At 69.3% G+C, this 19,651-nt stretch carries 16 protein-coding genes; 10 read left to right on the top strand and 6 right to left on the bottom strand.

Annotated features, from left to right (window positions below):
* Positions 1-5 precede the first annotated feature (5 nt).
* The 6 genes from M2352_RS09595 (at position 6) to M2352_RS09570 (ending at position 6,698) form a co-directional block, all read left to right on the top strand.
* On the top strand, positions 6-1,274 hold the full coding sequence (locus M2352_RS09595; protein WP_264664269.1) for a vWA domain-containing protein: 1,269 nt from the start codon (positions 6-8) through the stop codon (positions 1,272-1,274).
* Positions 1,246-1,587, top strand: coding sequence for an XdhC family protein (locus tag M2352_RS09590; protein WP_264664268.1), 342 nt, complete (start codon positions 1,246-1,248; stop codon positions 1,585-1,587). Before M2352_RS09595 ends, M2352_RS09590 begins: the two co-directional genes overlap by 29 nt.
* Positions 1,584-2,315 carry an XdhC family protein gene (locus tag M2352_RS09585; RefSeq protein ID WP_264664267.1) on the top strand — a complete coding sequence of 244 codons (732 nt, stop codon included), beginning with the start codon at positions 1,584-1,586 and terminating at the stop codon, positions 2,313-2,315. The genes M2352_RS09590 and M2352_RS09585 overlap by 4 nt, the downstream gene beginning before the upstream one ends.
* Before the next feature lie 4 nt (positions 2,316-2,319).
* Positions 2,320-3,999 (top strand): molybdopterin-binding/glycosyltransferase family 2 protein, encoded by a 1,680-nt coding sequence (locus M2352_RS09580; protein WP_264664266.1) that lies wholly within the window; start codon positions 2,320-2,322, stop codon positions 3,997-3,999.
* A 58-nt stretch (positions 4,000-4,057) separates the two neighbouring features.
* Complete coding sequence (locus M2352_RS09575; RefSeq protein WP_264664265.1) at positions 4,058-5,566, top strand: bifunctional metallophosphatase/5'-nucleotidase; 1,509 nt, start codon at positions 4,058-4,060, stop codon at positions 5,564-5,566.
* A 106-nt stretch (positions 5,567-5,672) separates the two neighbouring features.
* Positions 5,673-6,698: a hypothetical protein gene (locus M2352_RS09570; RefSeq protein WP_264664264.1), complete on the top strand. Its 1,026-nt coding sequence runs from the start codon at positions 5,673-5,675 to the stop codon at positions 6,696-6,698.
* 67 nt (positions 6,699-6,765) lie between these two features.
* Here the strand turns inward: M2352_RS09570 and M2352_RS09565 are convergent, their stop codons facing one another.
* The 5 genes from M2352_RS09565 to M2352_RS09545 form a co-directional block, all read right to left on the bottom strand.
* Complete coding sequence (locus M2352_RS09565) at positions 6,766-7,803, bottom strand: ABC transporter substrate-binding protein (RefSeq protein WP_264664263.1); 1,038 nt, start codon at positions 7,801-7,803, stop codon at positions 6,766-6,768.
* 40 nt (positions 7,804-7,843) lie between these two features.
* Positions 7,844-8,959 (bottom strand): ABC transporter permease, encoded by a 1,116-nt coding sequence (locus M2352_RS09560; RefSeq protein ID WP_264664262.1) that lies wholly within the window; start codon positions 8,957-8,959, stop codon positions 7,844-7,846.
* A complete protein-coding gene (locus tag M2352_RS09555) occupies positions 8,956-9,837 on the bottom strand; it encodes an ABC transporter permease (RefSeq protein ID WP_264664261.1) in 882 nt (293 codons plus the stop codon). The genes M2352_RS09560 and M2352_RS09555 overlap by 4 nt, the downstream gene beginning before the upstream one ends.
* Positions 9,827-10,654 (bottom strand): ABC transporter ATP-binding protein, encoded by an 828-nt coding sequence (locus tag M2352_RS09550; protein ID WP_264664260.1) that lies wholly within the window; start codon positions 10,652-10,654, stop codon positions 9,827-9,829. Before M2352_RS09550 ends, M2352_RS09555 begins: the two co-directional genes overlap by 11 nt.
* 224 nt (positions 10,655-10,878) lie before the next feature.
* Positions 10,879-12,102 carry an MFS transporter gene (locus tag M2352_RS09545; RefSeq protein ID WP_264664259.1) on the bottom strand — a complete coding sequence of 408 codons (1,224 nt, stop codon included), beginning with the start codon at positions 12,100-12,102 and terminating at the stop codon, positions 10,879-10,881.
* 106 nt (positions 12,103-12,208) lie between these two features.
* On the opposite strand from M2352_RS09545, the gene M2352_RS09540 reads away from it, so the two are divergent.
* The 4 genes from M2352_RS09540 to M2352_RS09525 all read left to right on the top strand — a co-directional run bounded on the left by M2352_RS09540 (position 12,209) and on the right by M2352_RS09525 (position 17,570).
* A complete protein-coding gene (locus M2352_RS09540) occupies positions 12,209-13,123 on the top strand; it encodes a LysR substrate-binding domain-containing protein (protein ID WP_264664258.1) in 915 nt (304 codons plus the stop codon).
* Between the two features lie 92 nt (positions 13,124-13,215).
* Positions 13,216-13,701 (top strand): acyl-CoA thioesterase, encoded by a 486-nt coding sequence (locus M2352_RS09535; RefSeq protein ID WP_264664257.1) that lies wholly within the window; start codon positions 13,216-13,218, stop codon positions 13,699-13,701.
* Positions 13,702-13,978: 277 nt separating this feature from the next.
* Entirely contained in the window at positions 13,979-15,421 is a 1,443-nt protein-coding gene (locus tag M2352_RS09530) for a cryptochrome/photolyase family protein (protein ID WP_264665326.1), read from the top strand.
* Between the two features lie 139 nt (positions 15,422-15,560).
* Positions 15,561-17,570: a PhoX family protein gene (locus tag M2352_RS09525; RefSeq protein WP_264664256.1), complete on the top strand. Its 2,010-nt coding sequence runs from the start codon at positions 15,561-15,563 to the stop codon at positions 17,568-17,570.
* A 77-nt stretch (positions 17,571-17,647) separates the two neighbouring features.
* Here M2352_RS09525 and M2352_RS09520 read toward each other — a convergent pair whose 3' ends face one another.
* Positions 17,648-19,603, bottom strand: coding sequence for a lytic transglycosylase domain-containing protein (locus M2352_RS09520; protein WP_264664255.1), 1,956 nt, complete (start codon positions 19,601-19,603; stop codon positions 17,648-17,650).
* Positions 19,604-19,651 lie beyond the last annotated feature (48 nt).

Here is a 19,651-nt window from a genome sequence, read left to right as displayed (position 1 = left end):
CCGGCATGACCACACCCTCCTCCCCCGTGGGTTCGGCACGCTTGGCGGTGAACATCCTGCATTTCGCCCGCGCGCTGCGCGCCGCCGGCCTGCCCGCCGGGCCGGGCACCGTGCTGGCGGCGGTGGAGGCGGTGGAGGCGGTGGGGCTGGACCGGCGGGAGGATTTCTATTGGGCGCTGCACGCCGTGTTCGTCAGCCGCGCCGACCAGCACCCGGTGTTCGATCAGGCGTTCCATGTGTTCTGGCGCAACCCCGACCTGCTGAAGCGCATGATGGCGATGATGCTGCCACGGGTGCGCACGGAGGTGGAGCACGCCGGCCCCCAGCTCTCCCGCCGGGTGGCCGAGGCGCTGAAGAACCGCCTGGACCCCGAACCGGAAGAGCCGCCGAAGACCGAGATCGAATTCGACGCAGCCCTGACGGTGTCCGCCGCCGAGCAGCTTCAGCGCAAGGATTTCGACAAGATGTCGGTGGCGGAACTGGCGCAGGCCAAGCGGATGATGGCCCGCATGGCGCTGCCGCTGGCCGAGGTGCCGACCCGCCGCTTCCGCCCCGACCCGCAGGGGCCGCGCATCGACCCCCACGCCACGCTGCGGCGGATGCTGCGCACCGGCGGCGACGTGGCCGGTCTGGCCCGCCGCCGGGTGCGCACCCGCCCGCCGCCGCTGGTGGTGCTGTGCGACATCTCCGGGTCCATGGCCCGCTATTCGCGGATGCTGCTGCATTTCATGCACGCGGTGTCCAACGCCCGCACGCGGGTCCACAGCTTCGTGTTCGGCACCCGGCTGACCAACATCACCCGTCATCTGCGCCACCGCGACGTGGATGTGGCGGTGGATTGCGTGGCGGGGGCGGTGGCCGACTGGTCGGGCGGCACGCGCATCGGCACCGCACTCGGCACCTTCAACCGGCGCTGGGCGCGGCGGGTTCTGGGACAGGGGGCGGTGGTGCTTCTCATCACCGACGGGCTGGACCGCGACGGCGGCGACGGGCTGGCGGCGGCGGCGGAACGGCTGCAGAAATCCTGCCGCCGGCTGATTTGGCTGAATCCCCTGTTGCGTTGGGACGGGTTTGCCCCGAAATCATCGGGTATCCGGGCGCTGTTGCCCCATGTGGACGATTTCCGCCCGGTGCATTCGCTGGACAGCCTGGCGTCGCTGGCCGATGCCCTGTCCCGCCCCGGCCCCCGCCGGGCCGCGGGGATGGACGGCTGGACCGCGATGCTGACGGCAGGAAGGGACCGAGATGAGCACCCCCAATACCAACCCCTCTGATATCGACGACGTGCTGGAAACGGCGGCCCGCTGGCGCGGGGCCGGGCGCAAGGTGGCGATGGCGACGGTGATCGCCACCTGGGGGTCGTCCCCCCGCCCGGTGGGCAGCCAGCTGGCGGTGGATCAGGACGGCACCATGGCCGGCTCCGTCTCCGGCGGCTGCATCGAGGGCGCCGTGGTGCACGAGGCGAAAAAGGTGATGGAGGACGGCGAACCCCGCCTGCTGTCCTTCGGCGTGTCGGACGAAATGGCGTGGGACGTGGGCCTGGCCTGCGGCGGCACGGTGCAGGTCTATGTCGAGGCGGTGGAATGAGAACGGCAACGTTGCAGCGGCTGTTGCAGGCCCGTGCGGACAAGGAACCCGTGGCCCTGGTCACCGACCTGACCACCGGGCTGCAGACCCTGGTGTTCCCGGACCGGGTGGAGGGCGGGTTCGGCCTGTCGCCTGCCCATCTGGAGGCGGTGCGCGACCGCATCGCCGATGATGCCAGCGGCCTGATCGAAGAGGAGGATGCGGACGGCGGCATGACCCTGCGCCTGTTCGTGCAGGTCCACAACCCGCCCCTGCGGCTGATTTTGGTGGGGGCGGTGCACATCGCCCAGCATCTGGCGCCGATGGCGGCGATGCTGGGCTATGGCGTGACGGTGGTGGACCCGCGCGGGGCCTTTGCCAGCGAGGGGCGCTTTCCCGGCGTGGAACTCGACACCCGCTGGCCGGACGAGGCGCTGGCGGATCTCGCCATCGACGCCCGCACCGCCGTGGTCACCCTGACCCACGACGCCAAGCTGGACGATCCGGCGCTGTTGGTGGCGCTGCGCAGCCCGGCGTTCTACGTCGGGTCGCTGGGCAGCACCCGCACCCACGCCAAGCGGCTGGACCGGCTGCGGGTGCAGGGGCTGCGCGACCGGCAGATGGCGCGGCTGCACGCCCCGGTCGGGCTGGACATCGGTGCGGTCAGCCCGGCGGAAATCGCCCTGTCGGTGCTGGCGGAGATCACCGCCGTGCGCCGCAACGGGCGCATCCTCCTGCACAGGGATTAAACCCATGCGTTTCGGCCCCACCCCGGTGGATGACGCCGTGGGCGCCTTCCTGGCCCACGCGCTGAACCATGGCGGCCTGATCTTCCGCAAGGGCCGGGTGTTGAGCGCCGCCGACACCGCCGCCTTGCTGGCTGCGGGAATCGAAAACGTCATTGCCGCCCGGCTCGACCCCGGCGACATGGGAGAGGATGCGGCGGCGGCGGCCCTGGCCGCCCCGCTCACCGGGCCGGGGATCACCGGCGGGGCGGCCTTCACCGGCCGGGTCAACCTGTTCGCCGAACAGGCCGGGCTGTTCCTGGCCGACGCTGCCCGCATCGACGCGGTGAACGCGGTGGATGAAGCGGTAACGGTCGCCACCCTGCCCGCCTTCACCCCCGTGGCACCGGGGCAGATGGTGGCGACGGTGAAGATCATCCCCTTCGCCGCCCCCCGCGATGCGGTGGAACGGGCCATCGCCCTGATGGCCGGGGAGCCGCCGCTGCGGGCCGCCCCCTTCCGCCCGCTGGCCGCAGCACTGATTCAGACGCGCCTGTCCGGCACCAAGGACAGCACGCTGGACAAGACGGTGGGCGTGACCGGTGCCCGGCTGGCGGCGCTGGGCGGCGCGCTGGTGGATGAACGCCGCAGCCCCCACGAGACGGAGGCCCTGGCCGCCGCCATCGCCGCGGCGCTGGAGCGGCACCCGGACCTGCTGCTGATCGCCGGGGCCTCGGCCATCACCGACCGGCGCGACGTGCTGCCGGCGGCGGTGGAACGGGCCGGCGGGGTGGTGGAGCATTTCGGCATGCCCGTCGATCCCGGCAACCTGATCCTGCTGGCCCGCATCGGCGGGGTGCCGGTGCTGGGGCTGCCGGGCTGCGCGCGTTCGCCCAAGCTGAACGGCTTCGACTGGGTGCTGCAGCGCTTCGCCGCCGGGGTGCCGGTGGGGCGGCGCGACATCATGGGCATGGGGGTGGGCGGGCTGCTGGCCGAAATCCCCTCCCGCCCCCTGCCGCGGCTGAGTGCGGTGGCGGCGGCGGAACCGCTGCTGCGGGCGCCGCGCATCGCAGCACTGGTGCTGGCGGCGGGCCGGTCCACCCGCATGGGCGGGGTGAACAAGCTGCTGGCCGACGTGAACGGGGCGCCGCTGATCGCCCGCACCGTCGATGCGGTCCTGGCCTCCCACGCGCGGCCCGTGGTGGTGGTGACCGGGCATGAATCCCAAGGCGTGCATGCCGCGCTGGCCGGGCGCGGCGTGGTTCTGGCCCACAACCCCGATTTCGCCGAGGGGCTGAGCACGTCGCTGCGCGCCGGGCTGGCGGCGGTGCCGGCGGATTGCGACGGGGTGATGGTGTGTCTGGGCGACATGCCGCAGGTGACGGCGGCGGTGCTGAACCGGCTGATCGCCGCCTACAACCCCACCGAGGGGCGGTCCATCTGCGTGCCGACCTTCGACGGGAAGCGCGGCAACCCGGTTCTGTGGGACCGCAGCTTCTTCGCCAGCATGGCCCGCGTGGCCGGCGACACCGGGGCGCGGCACCTGCTGGGCGACCACGCCGACCGGGTGTGCGAGGTGCCCATGGACGGCGACGGCATCCTGACCGACGTGGACACCACCGAGGGGCTGGCGCGGCTGACGGAGACCAGAAACACCACCCTCCCCCTCTCCCCCGGGGAGAGGGCCAGGGCGAGGGGTGATGCTTGATCTCCCGCCATTGCCTGTCACTATCATCCCAGTCCCGCCCCTCCCCAAAGGACCGCCCATGTTCCGTCCGTTCTGCGCCGCCGTGGCCTTGGCCGCTGCTTTCGCCGTGTCTCCGGTGCTGGCCCAGAACGGGCGGGTGACCTTTCTGCACATCAACGACGTCTATGAAATCGCACCCGTGGACGGCCAGGGCGGCTTTGCCGAGCTGATGACCCTGCTGCGGCAGGAGCGCGGGCGCAACCCCGGCGCCATCACCACGCTGGGCGGCGATTTCCTGTCGCCGTCGCTGCTGTCGGGCACCACGCAGGGGCGGCAGATGGTGGACCTGCTGAACGCGGTCGGCATCGACGTGGCGGTGTTCGGCAACCACGAATTCGATTTCGGCCCCGACGTCGCCAAGGCCCGCATGAAGGAGGCGCACTTCCCCTGGCTGGGCGCCAACCTGCTGGCCCCCGACGGCACCCCCTTCGGCGGTGCCCCCGCCACCTGGACGCGCACCGTGGGCGACGTGACCGTGGGGTTCTTCGGCGTGCTGACCCAGGACACCGAAACCCTGTCCAACACCGGATCGTTCCTCAAGCTGGCCGACGTCACCCGCACCGCGGCGGACGCGGTGAAAAAGCTGAAGGCCGGGGGGGCCAACGTCGTCGTCGCCCTGACCCATCTGGACATCGCCGCCGACCGTGGGCTGGCCCGTACGGTCAAGGGGATCGACCTCATCCTGGGCGGCCACGACCACGACCCCATCACCTTTTACGAGGGCGGGACGCTGATCGTGAAGGCGGGGTCGGACGCCCATTATCTGGCGGCCATCGACCTGGACGTGTCCACCCGCACCACGCCCAAGGGGCCGGTGACCAGCGTGGTGCCGCAATCCTGGCGGCTGACCTCCACCGGCGGCGTGACTCCCGACGCGGCGGTGGCGGCCAAGGTGCGGCAGTACACCGACGATCTCGATTCGGCCATGACGGCGGCCATCGGCACCGCCGGCACCGATCTCGACAGCCGCAAGGACAGCGTGCGCACCCGCGAATCGGCCATGGGCAACCTGATCGCCGACGCGCTGCGGGTGGGGCTGAAGACCGATGTCGGGCTGATGAACGGCGGCGGCATCCGCGGCGACGGGCTGATCCGGGCGGGCGCCCCCATCACCCGCAAGGATGTGCTGAAGGAACTGCCCTTCGCCAACGTGGGCGTGGTGGTGGCGCTGAGCGGGGCCGACCTGCTGGCGGTGCTGGAGAACGGCTTTTCCCGCATCGAGGACAAGGCCGGACGTTTCCCGCAACTGTCGGGCATGACCGTGACCTATGATCCCAAGGCCCCCACGGGTGCGCGGGTGGTGCAGGCCACGGTGGGGGGCAAGCCGCTGGACCCCGCCGCCACCTACACCGTCGCCACCAATGATTACCTGCTGAGGGGCGGCGACGGCTATGACGCGCTGAAACGGGGCAAGGTTCTGGTGGACCCGTCCGCCGGCACGCTGGTGGCGACGCTGGTGATGGACCACATCCAGGCGCAAAAGACCGTCTCTCCCGCAGCCGAGGGGCGGATCACCGAGAAAAAGTGACCTTGAGGCGTCATGTCACAGGGTCTTTTGTTGCGTACGCGCATGGTATTACCTAGCGTGGAGTGGATCAGCCTTTCATTCCCGGCCCGAACGACCCGCACCGCCCATGACCACCCCGCCCAACGACCGCCGCCCGAACGATTTCGCCCTGGCCTACACCGCGGCCCACAACGAGGCGGGGATGACCCGTGTGTCGGTGGCCCACCTGTTGGACCGGATCGAAAAGGAACCGGATTTCCTCTTCAGCGAGGATTTCAGCAAGAAGCTGGGCGGGCAATGCCCGGTCCACGCCAACGCCCGGCCCGAGGATTTCGAGAAGATCGTGGTCAACACCACGCTCGCCCACCTGTATGAGCCGCTGCGCCAGCACATCACCAAGCGGCTGCCCCTGACGCCGGAGGGGTTCATCGACCTGCCCAGCCCGCCGGAGCATCCCAGCAGCCTGGACACCAAGGACCGCGAGGCGCTGGCAAAGCTGCCGCCGAACCAGCTTTGCGAGTTCCTGCGCGACTGCTCCTGCCATCTGCTGGACGCCATGATCCGTGAATGGGCCATCGCCGTGATGACGGAGGAGGACCGCTGCCGGCAGGAGGGGCAGATCACCAGCATCGCGGCGTCCAGCTACATGCTGAGCAAGACGCTGACGGAATCGCACCTCTACAAGAAATCCGGCTACGACATCCTGTCGATCACCAAGACCGGCAGCCATACGGCGCTGCATGTCTGCTGGAACGTGGTGGAGGTGGCGCCCATGCTGCTGCCCGGCCTGACCGCCGAGGAGTACGAGGCCATCATCCGCCGCAGCCTGAAGCATGTGGTGCCGCTGTCCATGGGCAGCCTCGGCATGCTCGTCACCTACATGAGCAAGACCAAGACCGAGCATGAAGACCATCTGGCCATCCACGCCCTGACGCCCGACCAGACCGCCTTCATCGTCGCCGATGAAAAGGGCGAGCCGGTGATCCAGCTCGACCCCAACCAGATCGAACCCTTCGCCAAGGACGGGGAACACCATTACACCGGCTGCCCCGCCTTCTACGTCAACGGCATGATCAAGCTGTACCTGGAAATCGTGCTGGCCATCGCCTACGACTATGGCGTCTACGACCGCCTGCAGCCGGCGGCGACGTAAGGTGGTCTTGTAAAAAAGCCCCGCTCCTGTTACCGGGGGCGGGGCCTTTTCCGTTTCGGCGCGTGCCTTACTTCAGCTTTTCCATCGCCTCATAGACGGCGTGGGTATAAGCCCCTTCCGGCTTCTTGGAGATCACCGGGGCGGACGAGCCGGACAGCAGGATGCCGATGGTCCGTTCGTAATCGGCGGGGTCGAGATAGCCCGGACCCTTGGTGGCGCCCTCCAGCAGCTTCACCGATTCCCGCAGCATGCTGGCCTGATGCTCCTCGGTCTGGGAACCGGTGGCGTCGTTGTCCAGAACGATCTGGACCGCTTCCTTCTGGTTCTTGGCGGCGTAGTCCCAGCCCTTGAAGGTGGCCTTCATCAGGCGGGCGAACTGGTCCACCTTGGCCGGATCGGCCAGGGTCTTGTCCAGCGCCCAGAACCCGTCCTCAAGCGTTGCCACCCCTTCGTTCTGGTAGTTGAACACCACCAGTTCCGATTCCGGGATGCCGGCTTCCAGCACCTGCTGGTATTCGTTGTAGACCTCGGTCGAGATGCAGTCGGCCTGCTTTTGCAGCAGCGGATCGACGTTGAAACCCTGCTTCAGGATCTTGATGTCGGGGTTGGGGCCGCTGGTGGAATAGCCCAGCTTGCTCATCCACGCCAGGAACGGATACTCGTTGCCGGCGAACCACACACCCAGGGTGCGGCCCTTGAAATCCTTGGGCGCGGTGATGCCGGCGTCCTTGCGGCAGGTCAGCAGCATGCCCGACTTCTGGAAGATCTGGCCGAAATTGACCAGCGGCACGCCCTTTTCACGGGTGGCCAGCGCCGACGGCATCCAGTCCACCACCACATCGGCGCCACCGCCGGCGATCACCTGCGACGGGTTGATGTCGGGGCCGCCGGCCTTGATGGTCACGTCCAGCCCGGCCTCGTCATAGAAGCCCTTGGCCTTGGCGACGTAATAGCCGGCGAACTGCGCCTGCGGCACCCACTTCAGTTGCAGCGTCAGCTTGTCCTTGGCCTCCGCTGCCCCGGCGGACACCGCCACCGCCGCCCCGGCGGACACCGCCAGCGCCAAAGCCACAGCCGCCGTTCCGAACCACCGCTTCCTGTTCATCGGGAATACCCTCTTCTTTGGGGGGATATGAAAAGTACCGTCAACGCCCGCGCGCCGACGGGTGCCACGCGGTCAGCGCGCGTTCGGCCAGCGTCAGCGCGCCATAGATCACCGACCCGGTGACCGCCGCCACCAGAATGGTCGCCCACACGATGTCCAGATTCATCCGCGACACCTCGGTGGAGATGCGGAAGCCCATGCCCACCACCGGGGTGCCGAAGAATTCGGCCACGATGGCGCCGATCAGCGCCAGGGTCGCGTTGATCTTCAGCGCGTTGAACAGGAACGGCAGCGCGTTGGGCAGGCGCAGCGTCACCAGCGTGCGCCAATAACCGGCGGCGTAGGACCGCATCAGGTCCATCTGCAGCCGGTCCGACGCCGCAAGCCCGGCCAGCGTGTTGATGAGCATGGGGAAGAAGGTCATCACCACCACCACCGCCGCCTTGGACGGCCAGTCGAAGCCGAACCACATCACCATGATCGGCGCGATGCCGACGATGGGAATGGCGCTGACCAGATTGCCGAACGGCAAGAGGCCGCGGGCCAGGAACGGCACCCGGTCGGCGATCACCGCCACCACGAAGCCGGCCAGACAGCCCATGAGATAGCCGCGCAGCACCGCCTTCAGCACCGTCTGCTGGAAATCGGCCCACAGCAGTTCCGACTGCGGCCCCATCACCGCCAGGATCGCGCTGGGGGCCGGCAGCAGCACGCGGGGCACGGCAAAGCCGCGCACCCCCGCTTCCCACACGAACACCAGCGCCAGACCGAACAGCCCGGCCACCACCGCCTTGCGCCCCGGCCACGAGCCGGCGGACAGGATGCCCAGTGCCCGCCAGAACACCAGCGCCGCCCCGGCCAGCATCACCCACAGGCCGGGCGCGTGGGTGCCCAGCGTGTAGCCCTGGTCCAGCAGGTGGAAGGGGGCCGCCGCCGCCAGCACCGCCGCAGCCAGACTGATCCCCGCATCCACCCACGGCGGCAAGGGCCGCAGCCGCACGGCGATGGCCGCCACCAGCACCGTCAGCAGCCCGGCCAGCGGCACCGGGTCGCGAAAGGCGAAGATCACCTTTTCCGAAGCGGTCAGGCCGAACGGCATCACCAGGGACGCCAGCGGCAGCAGGACCGACGGTTTCAGCATGGTGCGTCCGGTCATCGCCGTCCCCCGTTTCCGCGCACCACCAGCCGTTCGGCCAGCGACACGGCACCGATCAACAGGATGCTGAGCAGGGCGGCCATGAACAGCGCGCTCCAAATCTGAATGGTCTGGCCATAGTACGAACCGCTGAGCAGCCGCGACCCCAGCCCCGCCTGACCGCCGGTGGGCAGTTCACCCACGATGGCGCCCACGAGGCTGATGGTCACCGCCACCTTCAGGCTGGTGAAGAGATAGGGCAGCGAGGCGGGCAGCCGCAGCCGCCAGAACACCTGTGCGGCGGATGCGCTGTAGGTGCGCATCAGGTCCTGCGCCAGCGGATCCACCGACCGCAGCCCCTTCACCATCCCCACCGTAACGGGGAAGAAGCACAGGTACATGGAAATCACCGCCTTGGGCAGCAGGCCGGTGAAGCCCAGGTTGCCCAGGATCACCACGATCATCGGCGCCACCGCCAGGATCGGGATGGTCTGGGACGCGATGACCCACGGCATCAGGCTGGCATCCAGCGTGCGGTTGTGGACGATGCCCAGCGCCAGCAGCGTTCCCAGCGCCACCCCCATGGCGAACCCGGTCAGCGCCGACCCGGCGGTCACCCCGGCGTGGTAGACGAGGCTGCGGATGTGGGTGACCGGGTAATTGAGGACGGAGGCCGAGAAATCCGCCCACACCTGCCCCGGCGTCGGCAGCACCGGACGCTTCATGGCAAAGGCGGCGTTGACCAGATCCATGGCTTCCCACGGACGGCCCGCACGGTTCAGCCCCTCGATCGCCTGCGGTGCGTTGAGCCACAGGGCGCCGGCGTACCAGACCGCCAGGATCACCAGCGCGACCGTGGCCACCGGCAAACCCTGGCGCTTCAGCCGATCAATCGTCATAGCTGTGGCCTTCCTTCAGGCCCTGGCGCACGCGGGCGGCGATGCGCTGGAACTCCGGCGTCTCGCGGATGTCCAGCGTGCGCTCGCGCGGAAGCCCGTCACACGCGATGACGTCGAGGATGCGGCCGGGGCGCGGGCTCATCACCACGATGCGGGTGGACAGGAACACCGCCTCGGCAATGGAATGGGTGACGAAGACGCAGGTCTTGCCCGTGCTGGCCCACAGCCGGGTGAGCTGCACATTCAGATGGTCGCGGGTGATCTCGTCCAGCGCGCCGAAGGGTTCGTCCATCAACAGGATGTCCGGCTCGAACGCCAGGGCGCGGGCGATGGAGGCGCGCTGCTGCATGCCGCCGGAAAGCTGCCAGGGGAATTTCCGCTCGAAACCCGCCAGGCCGACCATGGCCAGATGCTCGGCGGCGCGGCGGCGCCTCTCCTCCTTGGGCGTGCCGAAGATCTCCAGCGGCAGGGTGACATTGCGCTCCACCGTCCGCCAGGGCAGCAGCGCCGGGGCCTGGAACACATAGCCGTAGGCGCGGCGCAGTCGGGCGGCCTCCGGCGTCATGCCCTCCACCGCGATATGGCCGGCGGTGGGGTGCTCCAGATCGGCGATCACCCGCAGCAAGGTGGTCTTGCCGCAGCCCGACGGGCCGATCAGCGACACGAAATCCCCGGCGTTGACGGTCAGGTTGATGTCGTCCAGCGCGACCACCGGCTTGTCGGCCGTGGGGTAGATCAGCGACAGGCCGCGGGCCTCGATGACGGGGACCGGCGCGGGCGGGCGGGTGGCGTCGGGGGGCGCGGAGTCGGCGGACAAGGGAGGCTCCATCCTCATGAGTCGGGCCGCAAGGGGCCGAACCCTCCGTGACAGGATGGGGCCGGCCCTGCGGCTCATCCCCGGCGGGCCGGGGGTTCGGTGCGGAAAACAGGAAAACGCCCGGCCGGGGTGGTCCCCCCACCCCGGCCGGGCGCCCTCACCTTATCGAATTTGTGTCGGGGATGTGGCGGAATTTTACGGGCTTCCGCCCATCTCCCGCCCCGTCATGCCGTTTTGGTGGCAATGGGGGCCAGGTGCCGCAACGCCAGCGCGACACCCAGCGCCAGGGTCAGCAGGGTCAGCAGCACCGCGGCCACGCCGGTCCATCCCTCCCCGCTCCAGAACAGCCCCGCACCCGACCCGATCACCGCCGATCCCAGGTAATAGAAGAAGAGGTAGAGCGACGAGGCGTGCGCCTTGCCCCGGCCCGCCCGGCGGCCCACCCAGCTCGACGCCACCGTGTGGGCGCCGAAGAAACCGATGGTGGTCAGCGTGATGCCGGCCATCACCACCCACAGGCTGGAGCCCAGCGTCAGCCCCACGCCCAGCAGCATCAGGGCGATGGCGCTCCACAGCACCCGGCCCCGCCCCAGCCGGTCGGCCAGCCGGCCATAGCCCGCCGAACTGAACGACCCGATGACGTAGATGGTGAACAAGGCAGCCAGCGCGCTGTGGCTGAGATTGAACGGCGCCTCGGCCAGACGGAAGCCGATGAAGTTGAACAGGCTGACGAAGCATCCCAGCAACAGCAGCCCCAGCAGGAACAGCCCGCGCATCCCCCGGTCGCCCAGATGCTCGCCCAGCGCCGCCATCAACTGCCGCGGCGGCAGCGGGTTGGGGGTGAAGTGGGCCGACGGCGGCAGGATGCGCCAGAAGGTCAGGCCCGCCAGCACCCCCAGCACGCCGATGCCGCCCACGGCGAGCCGCCACGACACCCATTCCGACACCAGCCCGGCCACCAGCCGCCCGGCCATGCCGCCCAGCGCGTTGCCGGCGATATACAGCCCCATGGCCCGCCCCTGGCAGGCGGGGTGCATCTCTTCGGCCAGATAGGTCATCGCAACGGCGGGCAGGCCGCTGAGCGCGATGCCCAGCAGCAACCGGCAGGCCAGCAGCGCCTGGAACCCCGGCGCCAGCGCCGCCGCCACGGTCAGCAGCCCCGACGCGACCAGTGCCGCCACCATCAGCCCCTTGCGCCCCCACGCCTCCGACGCCGAACCGGCGGGGATCAGGAACAGCGCCACCATCAGCGTGGACACCGACAGCGCCAGACTGGCCGAGGCCGGGCTTTGGCCATAATCGGCGGCGAACTGCGGCATCAGCGGCTGGACGCAGTACAGCAGGGCGAAGGTGGAAAAACCCCCGACGAACAGCGCCAGGCTGGCACGGCGGTATTCCGGCGTGCCGCTGCGGAAATGACCGGTGTCGGGAACGGCGGTGGGCTGCATGGCGGGGTACTCGGTCTTTGGACGGGTGTGCTGCCATCAAGCTGGCGTTTCCGTCCATATCCGTCCAATATAATAAAACGGTTTATTGATATGGATTCCATATAAGATGGACCTGCGCCACCTCCGCCATTTCGTCGCCGTCGCCGAGGAACTGCACTTCGGGCGGGCCGCCCAGCGGCTGGGCATCGCGCAGCCGCCGCTCAGCCAGTCGATCCAGGGGCTGGAGGCCGAACTGGGCGTCACGCTGCTGGAGCGCACCCGGCGGTCGGTGGCCCTGACCGGCCCCGGCACACTGCTGCTGACCGAGGCGCGGGCCATCCTGGACCGGGCGGACCGGGCGGTGGTGCTGACCCGCCGGGCCGCGGCGGGCGAGGTGGGGGAACTGCGCATCGGTTTCACCGCCGCCGCCCCCATCGACCCGGTGGTGCCGGTCATCATCGACGGATACCGCCGCGCCCTGCCCGACGTTCACCTGACCCTGAACGAGTTGTCGTCCAAGCGGCAGGCGGTGGCGCTGCGTGAGGGGACCATCGACGTCGGCTTCGTCCGCGCCGCCCGCGTGCCACGGGAGGAAGACGACGAGGATCTGGCCTTCATCACCCTGGAACGCGACCCGCTGAACGTGGTCCTGCGCGCCGACCATCCCCTGGCCGGACGGGCGCGGGTGGCGCTGGCCGATCTGGCCGGCGAGTCCTTTGTCTTCTACCCGTCGGAAGCGGGGACCACCATCCACGATCAGGTGATGGGCCTGTGCGCCGAGGTGGGATTCCGCCCCCAGGTGGTGCTGGAAGCGGCGGAGGCGCTGACCATCATCGGCCTGATCGCCGCCGGTCTGGGGGTGTCGATCCTGCCGGGCCACCTGCACCGCATGGCGATGGAGGGGCTGGTGTTCCGCCCGCTGGACGTACCGCCGGGGGAAATCGGGGCCGAAATGATCCTGATGCTGGCCTGCCGCCGCGGACGGCGGGAGGCGCATGTGGAACGGTTCGTGGCGATCGCCCGCGCGGCCAGCCGGGCATAACAATGATGCCATCAGACTATCGGACTGTCTGATGGTTGTTTACGCCCGCCGCCCGCCGTGTCACAAAAGAACAAAACAGGGAGTGATGACGAATGACCGAAAGCGCGGCCCTGCGCCGGCTTGCCAGACGCCCCCCGGCGCCCGAGCGGTTGCCCGAGGGCGCGTTCCGCGTGCGCCGTCCGATCCGGTTTTCCCACACCGATCCGGCGGGGATCGTGTACTTCCCCGTCTATTTCGACATGTTCAACGCGCTGGTGGAGGACTGGTTCACCCACGAACTGGGCTTCAACTACGCCGAGCTGATCCGCGACCATCGGCTGGGGGTGCCGACGGTGCATGTGGAATGCGACTTCCTCCACCCCTCGCGTCTGGGCGAATTGCTGACGCTGGGGGTTCTGGTGGAAAAGGTGGGGCGCAGTTCCATCCACCTGCGCATTCTGGGCGAGATCGACGGCGTAACCCGGCTGGCGGCGCGTCAGGTGGTGGCGATCACCCATCTGGACGATCTGAGCGCCACCGAAATTCCCCCCGGCCTGCGCGCCGAGTTGCTGGCGTATCAGGAGCGGTCGCGGGGGTGAGGGGGCGCCCGGCCCCTTCCTTGTCCTCTCTCCATCGTCATTCCGGCGAAGACTGGAATCCAGGTATCGAGCCGCGGTCAGCGGCGATATAAGTCCCCCAGGGTTTCCCCCGTGGAGACATCTTCTGGACCCCGGCCTTCGCTGGGATGACGATGGAAGGTTTTTCCTATTCAATACCTTACATAACGCGTGAAGGCCGGTTGGCATTGCCTTCTCACAGCCGGACAGAGCGGATAAGGTGGAGGAAGCGTTCCACGTTTCCATCCGCCGCCCCGCCATGCCCGCCCCCGTCATCGTCTGGTTCCGCCAGGATCTGCGCCTTGCCGACAACCCGGCCCTGTCCGCCGCCGCCGGCACCGGCGCCCCGGTCATCCCCCTGTTCGTGTGGGAGGACGACCCCGCCGATCCCTGGCTCCCCGGCGGGGCCACGCGCTGGTGGCTGCACGGCAGCCTGACGGCGCTGGCCGCGGATCTGGCCCGGCTGGGGGCGCCCTTGGTCCTGCGCCGCGGCGATCCGGCGGCGGTGCTCGACGCGCTGATCGCCGAAACCGGGGCCGGCACCGTGCTGTGGAACCGCCGGTACGAGCCGGCGGCCCGCGCCCGCGACGAGGCCATCAAGGCCACGCTCAAGGCCCGCGGCCTGCGGGTGGAGAGCTTCAACGGCGCGCTGCTGTTCGAACCCTGGACCATCCGCACCAAGACCGGGGAGCCGTACCGGGTCTTCACCCCGTTCTGGAAAGCCTGCCTCGCCCAGCCCGAACCGCCGGCCCCGCTGCCGGCCCCGGCCCGTCTGACGGCGCCGGCCACCGTGCCCGCCGGGGAGGATCTGGCCGATTGGCGCCTGCTGCCCACCGCCCCCGACTGGGCCGGCGGACTGCGGGACACATGGACGCCGGGGGAGGCCGGGGCACGGCGGCGGCTGGGCGATTTCCTCGACGGCCCCGTCACCGTCTACAAGGCCGAACGCGACCGGCCGGACCGGGAATCCGTCTCCCGTCTGTCGCCCCACCTGCATGTCGGGGAGATCGGGCCACGGCAGGTGTGGCACGCCGCCCGCCACGCGGCCTCCGTCTTTCCCGAACGCGCCGCGGGGGCGGAAGCGTTCCTGCGCGAGGTGGGGTGGCGGGAATTCAGCGTCAGCCTGCTGCACGCCCTGCCCTTCCTGCCGGAATCGCCGCTGGACGCGCGCTTTGCCCGTTTCCCCTGGCGCGACGATCCGGCAGGGCTGGCGGCGTGGCAGCGGGGGATGACCGGCTATCCCATCGTCGATGCCGGCATGCGCCAGCTCTGGCACACCGGGTGGATGCACAACCGGGTGCGGATGATCGCCGCCTCCTTCCTCATCAAGGATCTGCTGATCCCGTGGCAGGCGGGTCAGGCGTGGTTCTGGGATACGCTGGTGGATGCGGATCTGGCCAACAACGCCGCAAGCTGGCAGTGGGTGGCCGGGTGCGGCGCCGACGCCGCCCCCTATTTCCGCATCTTCAACCCCGTCCTCCAGGGGGAGAAGTTCGACCCCGACGGCGCGTACGTCCGCCGCTGGGTGCCGGAGCTGGCAACCCTGCCGGAGTCGTGGATTCACAAGCCGTGGGAGGCACCGCCCGCCGTTCTGGCCGGGTCCGGGGTGCGGCTGGGTCAGACATATCCCCGTCCGCTGGTGAATCATGCCGCCGCCCGCGACCGCGCCCTGGCAGCGTTGGAAACCATCAAGCAGACGTGACCGGCAAATTCACCACCCCGTCATCCCTTCGCAACAGAACCGTCACGTCCGCGAACTATGGTGCCGCCCAAGGTCGCGGCACACCACGGGCGCCGCACGGTTTTGTTTCAGGGATGCCCGCAAGGGGCGAGGAGAGAGCATGGACCGGCACGACACGGCCCCCAAGGGGACGAAGTACCTGACCTTCGACAGGACCGAGGATGTGGGCAGCAACCCCACCGCCAACCCGGCCATCGGCGACGTGATCGCCGCCCGCTTCGGGCGCCGCGGCATGCTGCGCGGCATGCTGGCGCTGGGCGCCACCACCGCCCTGTCGGGCACGGCGCTGACCGCGCTGACCGGCAAGGCCGAGGCCGCCGCCGCTCTGCCCCCCTTCACCTTCAAGGAAATCGAGCATGGTGTGGATGAAACCCACCATGTGGCCGAGGGCTACAACGCCGACATCCTGATCCGCTGGGGCGACCCGGTGGTGCCCGGCGCCCCGGCCTTCGACCCCGGCAAGCAGACCGCGGCGGCCCAGGCCCAGCAGTTCGGCTACAACAACGACTTCGTCGGCTTCGCCCCGCTGCCGCTGGGGTCCAACACCCCCGACCACGGGCTTCTGTGCGTCAACCACGAGTACACCGACGAGGAAGTGATGTTCCCCGGTGTCGGCGTGGAGCAGCAGAAGGACAAGTTCGCCCGCATGACCAAGGATCTGGTGGACATCGAAATCGCCGCCCACGGCGGTTCGGTGATCGAGATCCGCAAGGTGGATGGCACATGGGCCTATGATCCCAAGTCCACCTACAACCGCCGCATCACCGGCGAGACCGCATGCACCATCACCGGCCCCGCCGCCGGCCACGCGCTGCTGAAGACCGGGGCGGACGCCACCGGCACCACGGTGCGCGGCATGCTGAACAACTGTTCCGGCGGCATGACCCCGTGGGGCACCTGGCTGTCGGCGGAAGAGAACACCAACGGCTATTTCTGGGGCAAGACCGCCGACGAAAACAGCCTGGACGGCAAGGCCAAGAAGCGCTACGGCATCCCCGGCGGCTGGTACAACTGGGGCCAGTACCACGACCGTTTCGACGTGTCGAAGGAACCCAACGAGTGCAACCGCTTCGGCTGGATCGTGGAGATCGACCCCTACGATCCCAACGCTGTGCCCAAGAAGCGCACCGCCTTCGGCCGTTTCAAGCACGAAGCCTGCACCATCGTGGTGGAGAAGGACGGCACCGTCGTGGCCTATTCCGGTGACGATGAGCGGTTCGATTACGTCTACAAGCTGGTGGCGAAGAAGAAGTACGACCCCAACAACCGTGCCGCCAACCTGGATATCCTGGAAGACGGCACGCTCTTCGTGGCGAAGTTCAACGCCGACGGGTCGGTGGAATGGCTGCCGCTGGTCCACGGCCAGGGTCCGCTGACGGCGGACAAGGGCTTCGCCGATCAGGCCACCGTGCTGATCTATGCCCGTCTGGCCGCCGACGCCCTGGGTGCGACCAAGATGGACCGCCCGGAAGACATCGAATACAACCCCGTCACCGGCAAGGTGGTGGTGGTGCTGACCAACAACTCCCGCCGCAAGGCCGATCAGGTGGACGCCGCCAACCCGCGCCCCGAAAACCAGTGGGGCCATATCATCGAGATCAGCGCCGACGGTTCCCACGCCGCGCCGAAGGCCAAATGGGAGTTGCTGCTGAAGGCCGGCAACCCCGCCGATCCGGCGGTCCAGGCCCAGTATCACCCGGAAACCACCGCCAACGGCTGGTTTGCCTGCCCCGACAACGTGGCCTGCGATCACCAGGGCCGCCTGTGGGTCGCCACCGACCAGGGCGAAGCCTGGGCCAAGGCGTCGGGCTCGTCGGACGGCATCTGGGCGGTGGAAACCGAAGGCCCGCGCCGCGGCCTGTCCAAGATGTTCTTCCGCGTGCCGGTGGGTGCGGAAATGTGCGGGCCCTGGTTCACGCCCGACGACAAGACCTTCTTCGTCGCCGTGCAGCACCCGGCCACCGATGGTGTCGATGCGTGGCCGAAATTCGGCAAGCTGTCGTCGTTCGAAGACCCGGCCACCCGCTGGCCCGACTTCAAGGACGGCATGCCGCCCCGCCCCTCGGTCGTGGTCATCACCAAGAAGGACGGCGGTGTGATCGGGTCGTGACCTGAGCCGTTCCCCCACTTTCCCCTGCCACCCCCTCTCCCCCCGGGGAGAGGGGTTTTTCGGCTTTTTACACCCCGTTACCGGTGCAGCAGCCGGGCGAGGTCCAGATCGGCCCGCGCACCCTGCAGCCGGGCGCGGTAGACGATGGTCGCCTCCATCACCCGCTGGACATAGTTGCGGGTCTCGGAAAACGGGATCAGTTCGATCCAGTCCAGCACGTCCACCGCCTCCGTCCGCGGGTCGCCGAACTGGTCCAGCCACTGGCGCACCCGGTTGGGGCCGGCGTTGTAGGACGCGATCGCCAGCACGTACGACCCGTTGTAGCGGTCCAGCATGTCGGCGATGTAGGCCGAGCCGAGGCGCACGTTGTGCCGCGGATCGGCGGTCAGTTTGGCCTGGGTGTGCTTGATGCCCAGCTTGGACGCCACCAGTTGCGCCGTCTGCGGCATGAGCTGCATCAGCCCCCGCGCGCCCGCCGACGACACGATCAGCGGGTTGAAGGTGCTTTCCTGCCGGATCAGCGACAGCACCAGCGGCCCCTCGGGTGCCGGAATCCCCGACAGATCAATGGTGGGATAGCCGGTTTCGGTCAGGAAAATCCCCTCCTGCACCTTGTCCTTGGCCGCGGCAATGGCCAGGTCGGGGCGGCCGATGTCGCGGGCCAGACGGGCGGCCAGATGCAGCTCCTCCCCGTCCTTGGCGTCCAGCGCGATGCGGCGCAGGAACATGGCCGCCCGGTCGTCGCTCTTGCCCTGGATGCGGTAGAGCAGCCGGGCGGCGCGCACCAGTTCACGCTTCTCGAACGCCACCGCGTCCGCCTCCGCCGCCTTGGGCTCGGCGGGCAGGCGCACGCGCACCCCCGCCTCGTTGGCCGCCAACTGGCCGTAGAAGGTGACGCCGTACTGCGCCGCTTTGCTGTACCACTCCGCCGCCCGCGCCGGGGAACCGGCGGCCTCCGCCGCCTTGCCGGCCCAGAAGGCGCCGCGGGCGCGGGTGATGGGCGAGGCGAACTCCTTGTAGACGGTCTGGAAATGCTCCAGCGCGTCGCCGGGGCGGTTCAGCCGGCGCAGCGCGATGAAGCCGGCCAGGAATTCCGCTTCCGCCTGCCCCACCCCGTCGTCCTGCCGGTGGTCCATGGCCAGGCGGTAGGCCAGCCGGTTGTCGCCGCGGTCCAGCAGCCGGCGGATGATGATGTTGCGCTCCGCCCACCACAGCGACGGGCGCACCACCTTGTCGGGCGGGTTGGACAGCCGTTCCGCCGCCCCCTCGTCATCGCCCTTGCGCCGCAGGTAGCGCACCCAGTCGTACGCCAGCCCGGCATCGTCGCGCAGCGGCGACGGCACCCGCGCCGCCAGCGCCTCGGCGTTGGCCACCCCGTTGAAAAGCGCCATGCGCGCGGCGATCAGGTCGTCGTAGCCGTCGGGCACCAGCGGCAGCAGCCGGCGCGCCGCCGCCTCCTGCCGGTCCCACAGCAGATGGTCCAGGCGGGCCACATGGTCCTGGCGCCGCAGCAGGTCGCGGTAGCGGATCAGCATCGCCTGCTCGTCCGCCGGGGCGATGTCGGCCTCGATCCAATGGGTGCGCACCACCCGCGCCGCCGCGTCCCGTTCGCCCGCCGCCGCCAGCGCGTCGGCGTAGCGCATGACGCCGGCGGTGGTCAGGGGTGCGTACTGGCGGAACCACGCCAGCACCTGCGCATCGGGCAGGGTGTCGGGCATCGCCGCCTCCGCCCCGCGGCGCAGGGCGGCCAGATTGGGCCAGCCGGGGTTTTCGCGGATGAAGGCCGCCGTCTCGGGAAAGCCCGCCCCCGGTGCCGCCAGCTTCATCCAGCGCACGATCTTGCCCGGCAGCCGGTCAGGGGCGCCCTGGAGCATCCGCAACGCCTCGTCGTGGCGGTCGTTGTCGGCGGCCTTGAAAGCGTTGCGGTAGAGCGTCAGGTCGGCGGCGGACTGGGCCAGCGCCGGGGCGGCGCCGAAGGCCAGGAACAGCGCGAGCGCCGCCGCCATGCCCGACCGTACGATACCGCATCGCACCGTGCCGCCACGCCCCTTGCCCAGCATCGCGCGCGGGGCTAATGTGCC

It is taken from the genome of Azospirillum fermentarium, assembly GCF_025961205.1.
GTDB classification, from domain to species: domain Bacteria; phylum Pseudomonadota; class Alphaproteobacteria; order Azospirillales; family Azospirillaceae; genus Azospirillum; species Azospirillum fermentarium.
This window is presented reverse-complemented; position numbering and strand designations above follow the sequence as displayed.

Coding starts and splice junctions, on each gene's coding strand:
- M2352_RS09595 (WP_264664269.1), top strand. CDS start 6: ATGACCACACCCTCCTCCCCCGTGGGTTCGGCACGCTTGGCGGTGAAC.
- M2352_RS09590 (WP_264664268.1), top strand. CDS start 1,246: ATGAGCACCCCCAATACCAACCCCTCTGATATCGACGACGTGCTGGAA.
- M2352_RS09585 (WP_264664267.1), top strand. CDS start 1,584: ATGAGAACGGCAACGTTGCAGCGGCTGTTGCAGGCCCGTGCGGACAAG.
- M2352_RS09580 (WP_264664266.1), top strand. CDS start 2,320: ATGCGTTTCGGCCCCACCCCGGTGGATGACGCCGTGGGCGCCTTCCTG.
- M2352_RS09575 (WP_264664265.1), top strand. CDS start 4,058: ATGTTCCGTCCGTTCTGCGCCGCCGTGGCCTTGGCCGCTGCTTTCGCC.
- M2352_RS09570 (WP_264664264.1), top strand. CDS start 5,673: ATGACCACCCCGCCCAACGACCGCCGCCCGAACGATTTCGCCCTGGCC.
- M2352_RS09565 (WP_264664263.1), bottom strand. CDS start 7,803: ATGAACAGGAAGCGGTGGTTCGGAACGGCGGCTGTGGCTTTGGCGCTG.
- M2352_RS09560 (WP_264664262.1), bottom strand. CDS start 8,959: ATGACCGGACGCACCATGCTGAAACCGTCGGTCCTGCTGCCGCTGGCG.
- M2352_RS09555 (WP_264664261.1), bottom strand. CDS start 9,837: ATGACGATTGATCGGCTGAAGCGCCAGGGTTTGCCGGTGGCCACGGTC.
- M2352_RS09545 (WP_264664259.1), bottom strand. CDS start 12,102: ATGCAGCCCACCGCCGTTCCCGACACCGGTCATTTCCGCAGCGGCACG.
- M2352_RS09540 (WP_264664258.1), top strand. CDS start 12,209: ATGGACCTGCGCCACCTCCGCCATTTCGTCGCCGTCGCCGAGGAACTG.
- M2352_RS09535 (WP_264664257.1), top strand. CDS start 13,216: ATGACCGAAAGCGCGGCCCTGCGCCGGCTTGCCAGACGCCCCCCGGCG.
- M2352_RS09530 (WP_264665326.1), top strand. CDS start 13,979: ATGCCCGCCCCCGTCATCGTCTGGTTCCGCCAGGATCTGCGCCTTGCC.
- M2352_RS09525 (WP_264664256.1), top strand. CDS start 15,561: ATGGACCGGCACGACACGGCCCCCAAGGGGACGAAGTACCTGACCTTC.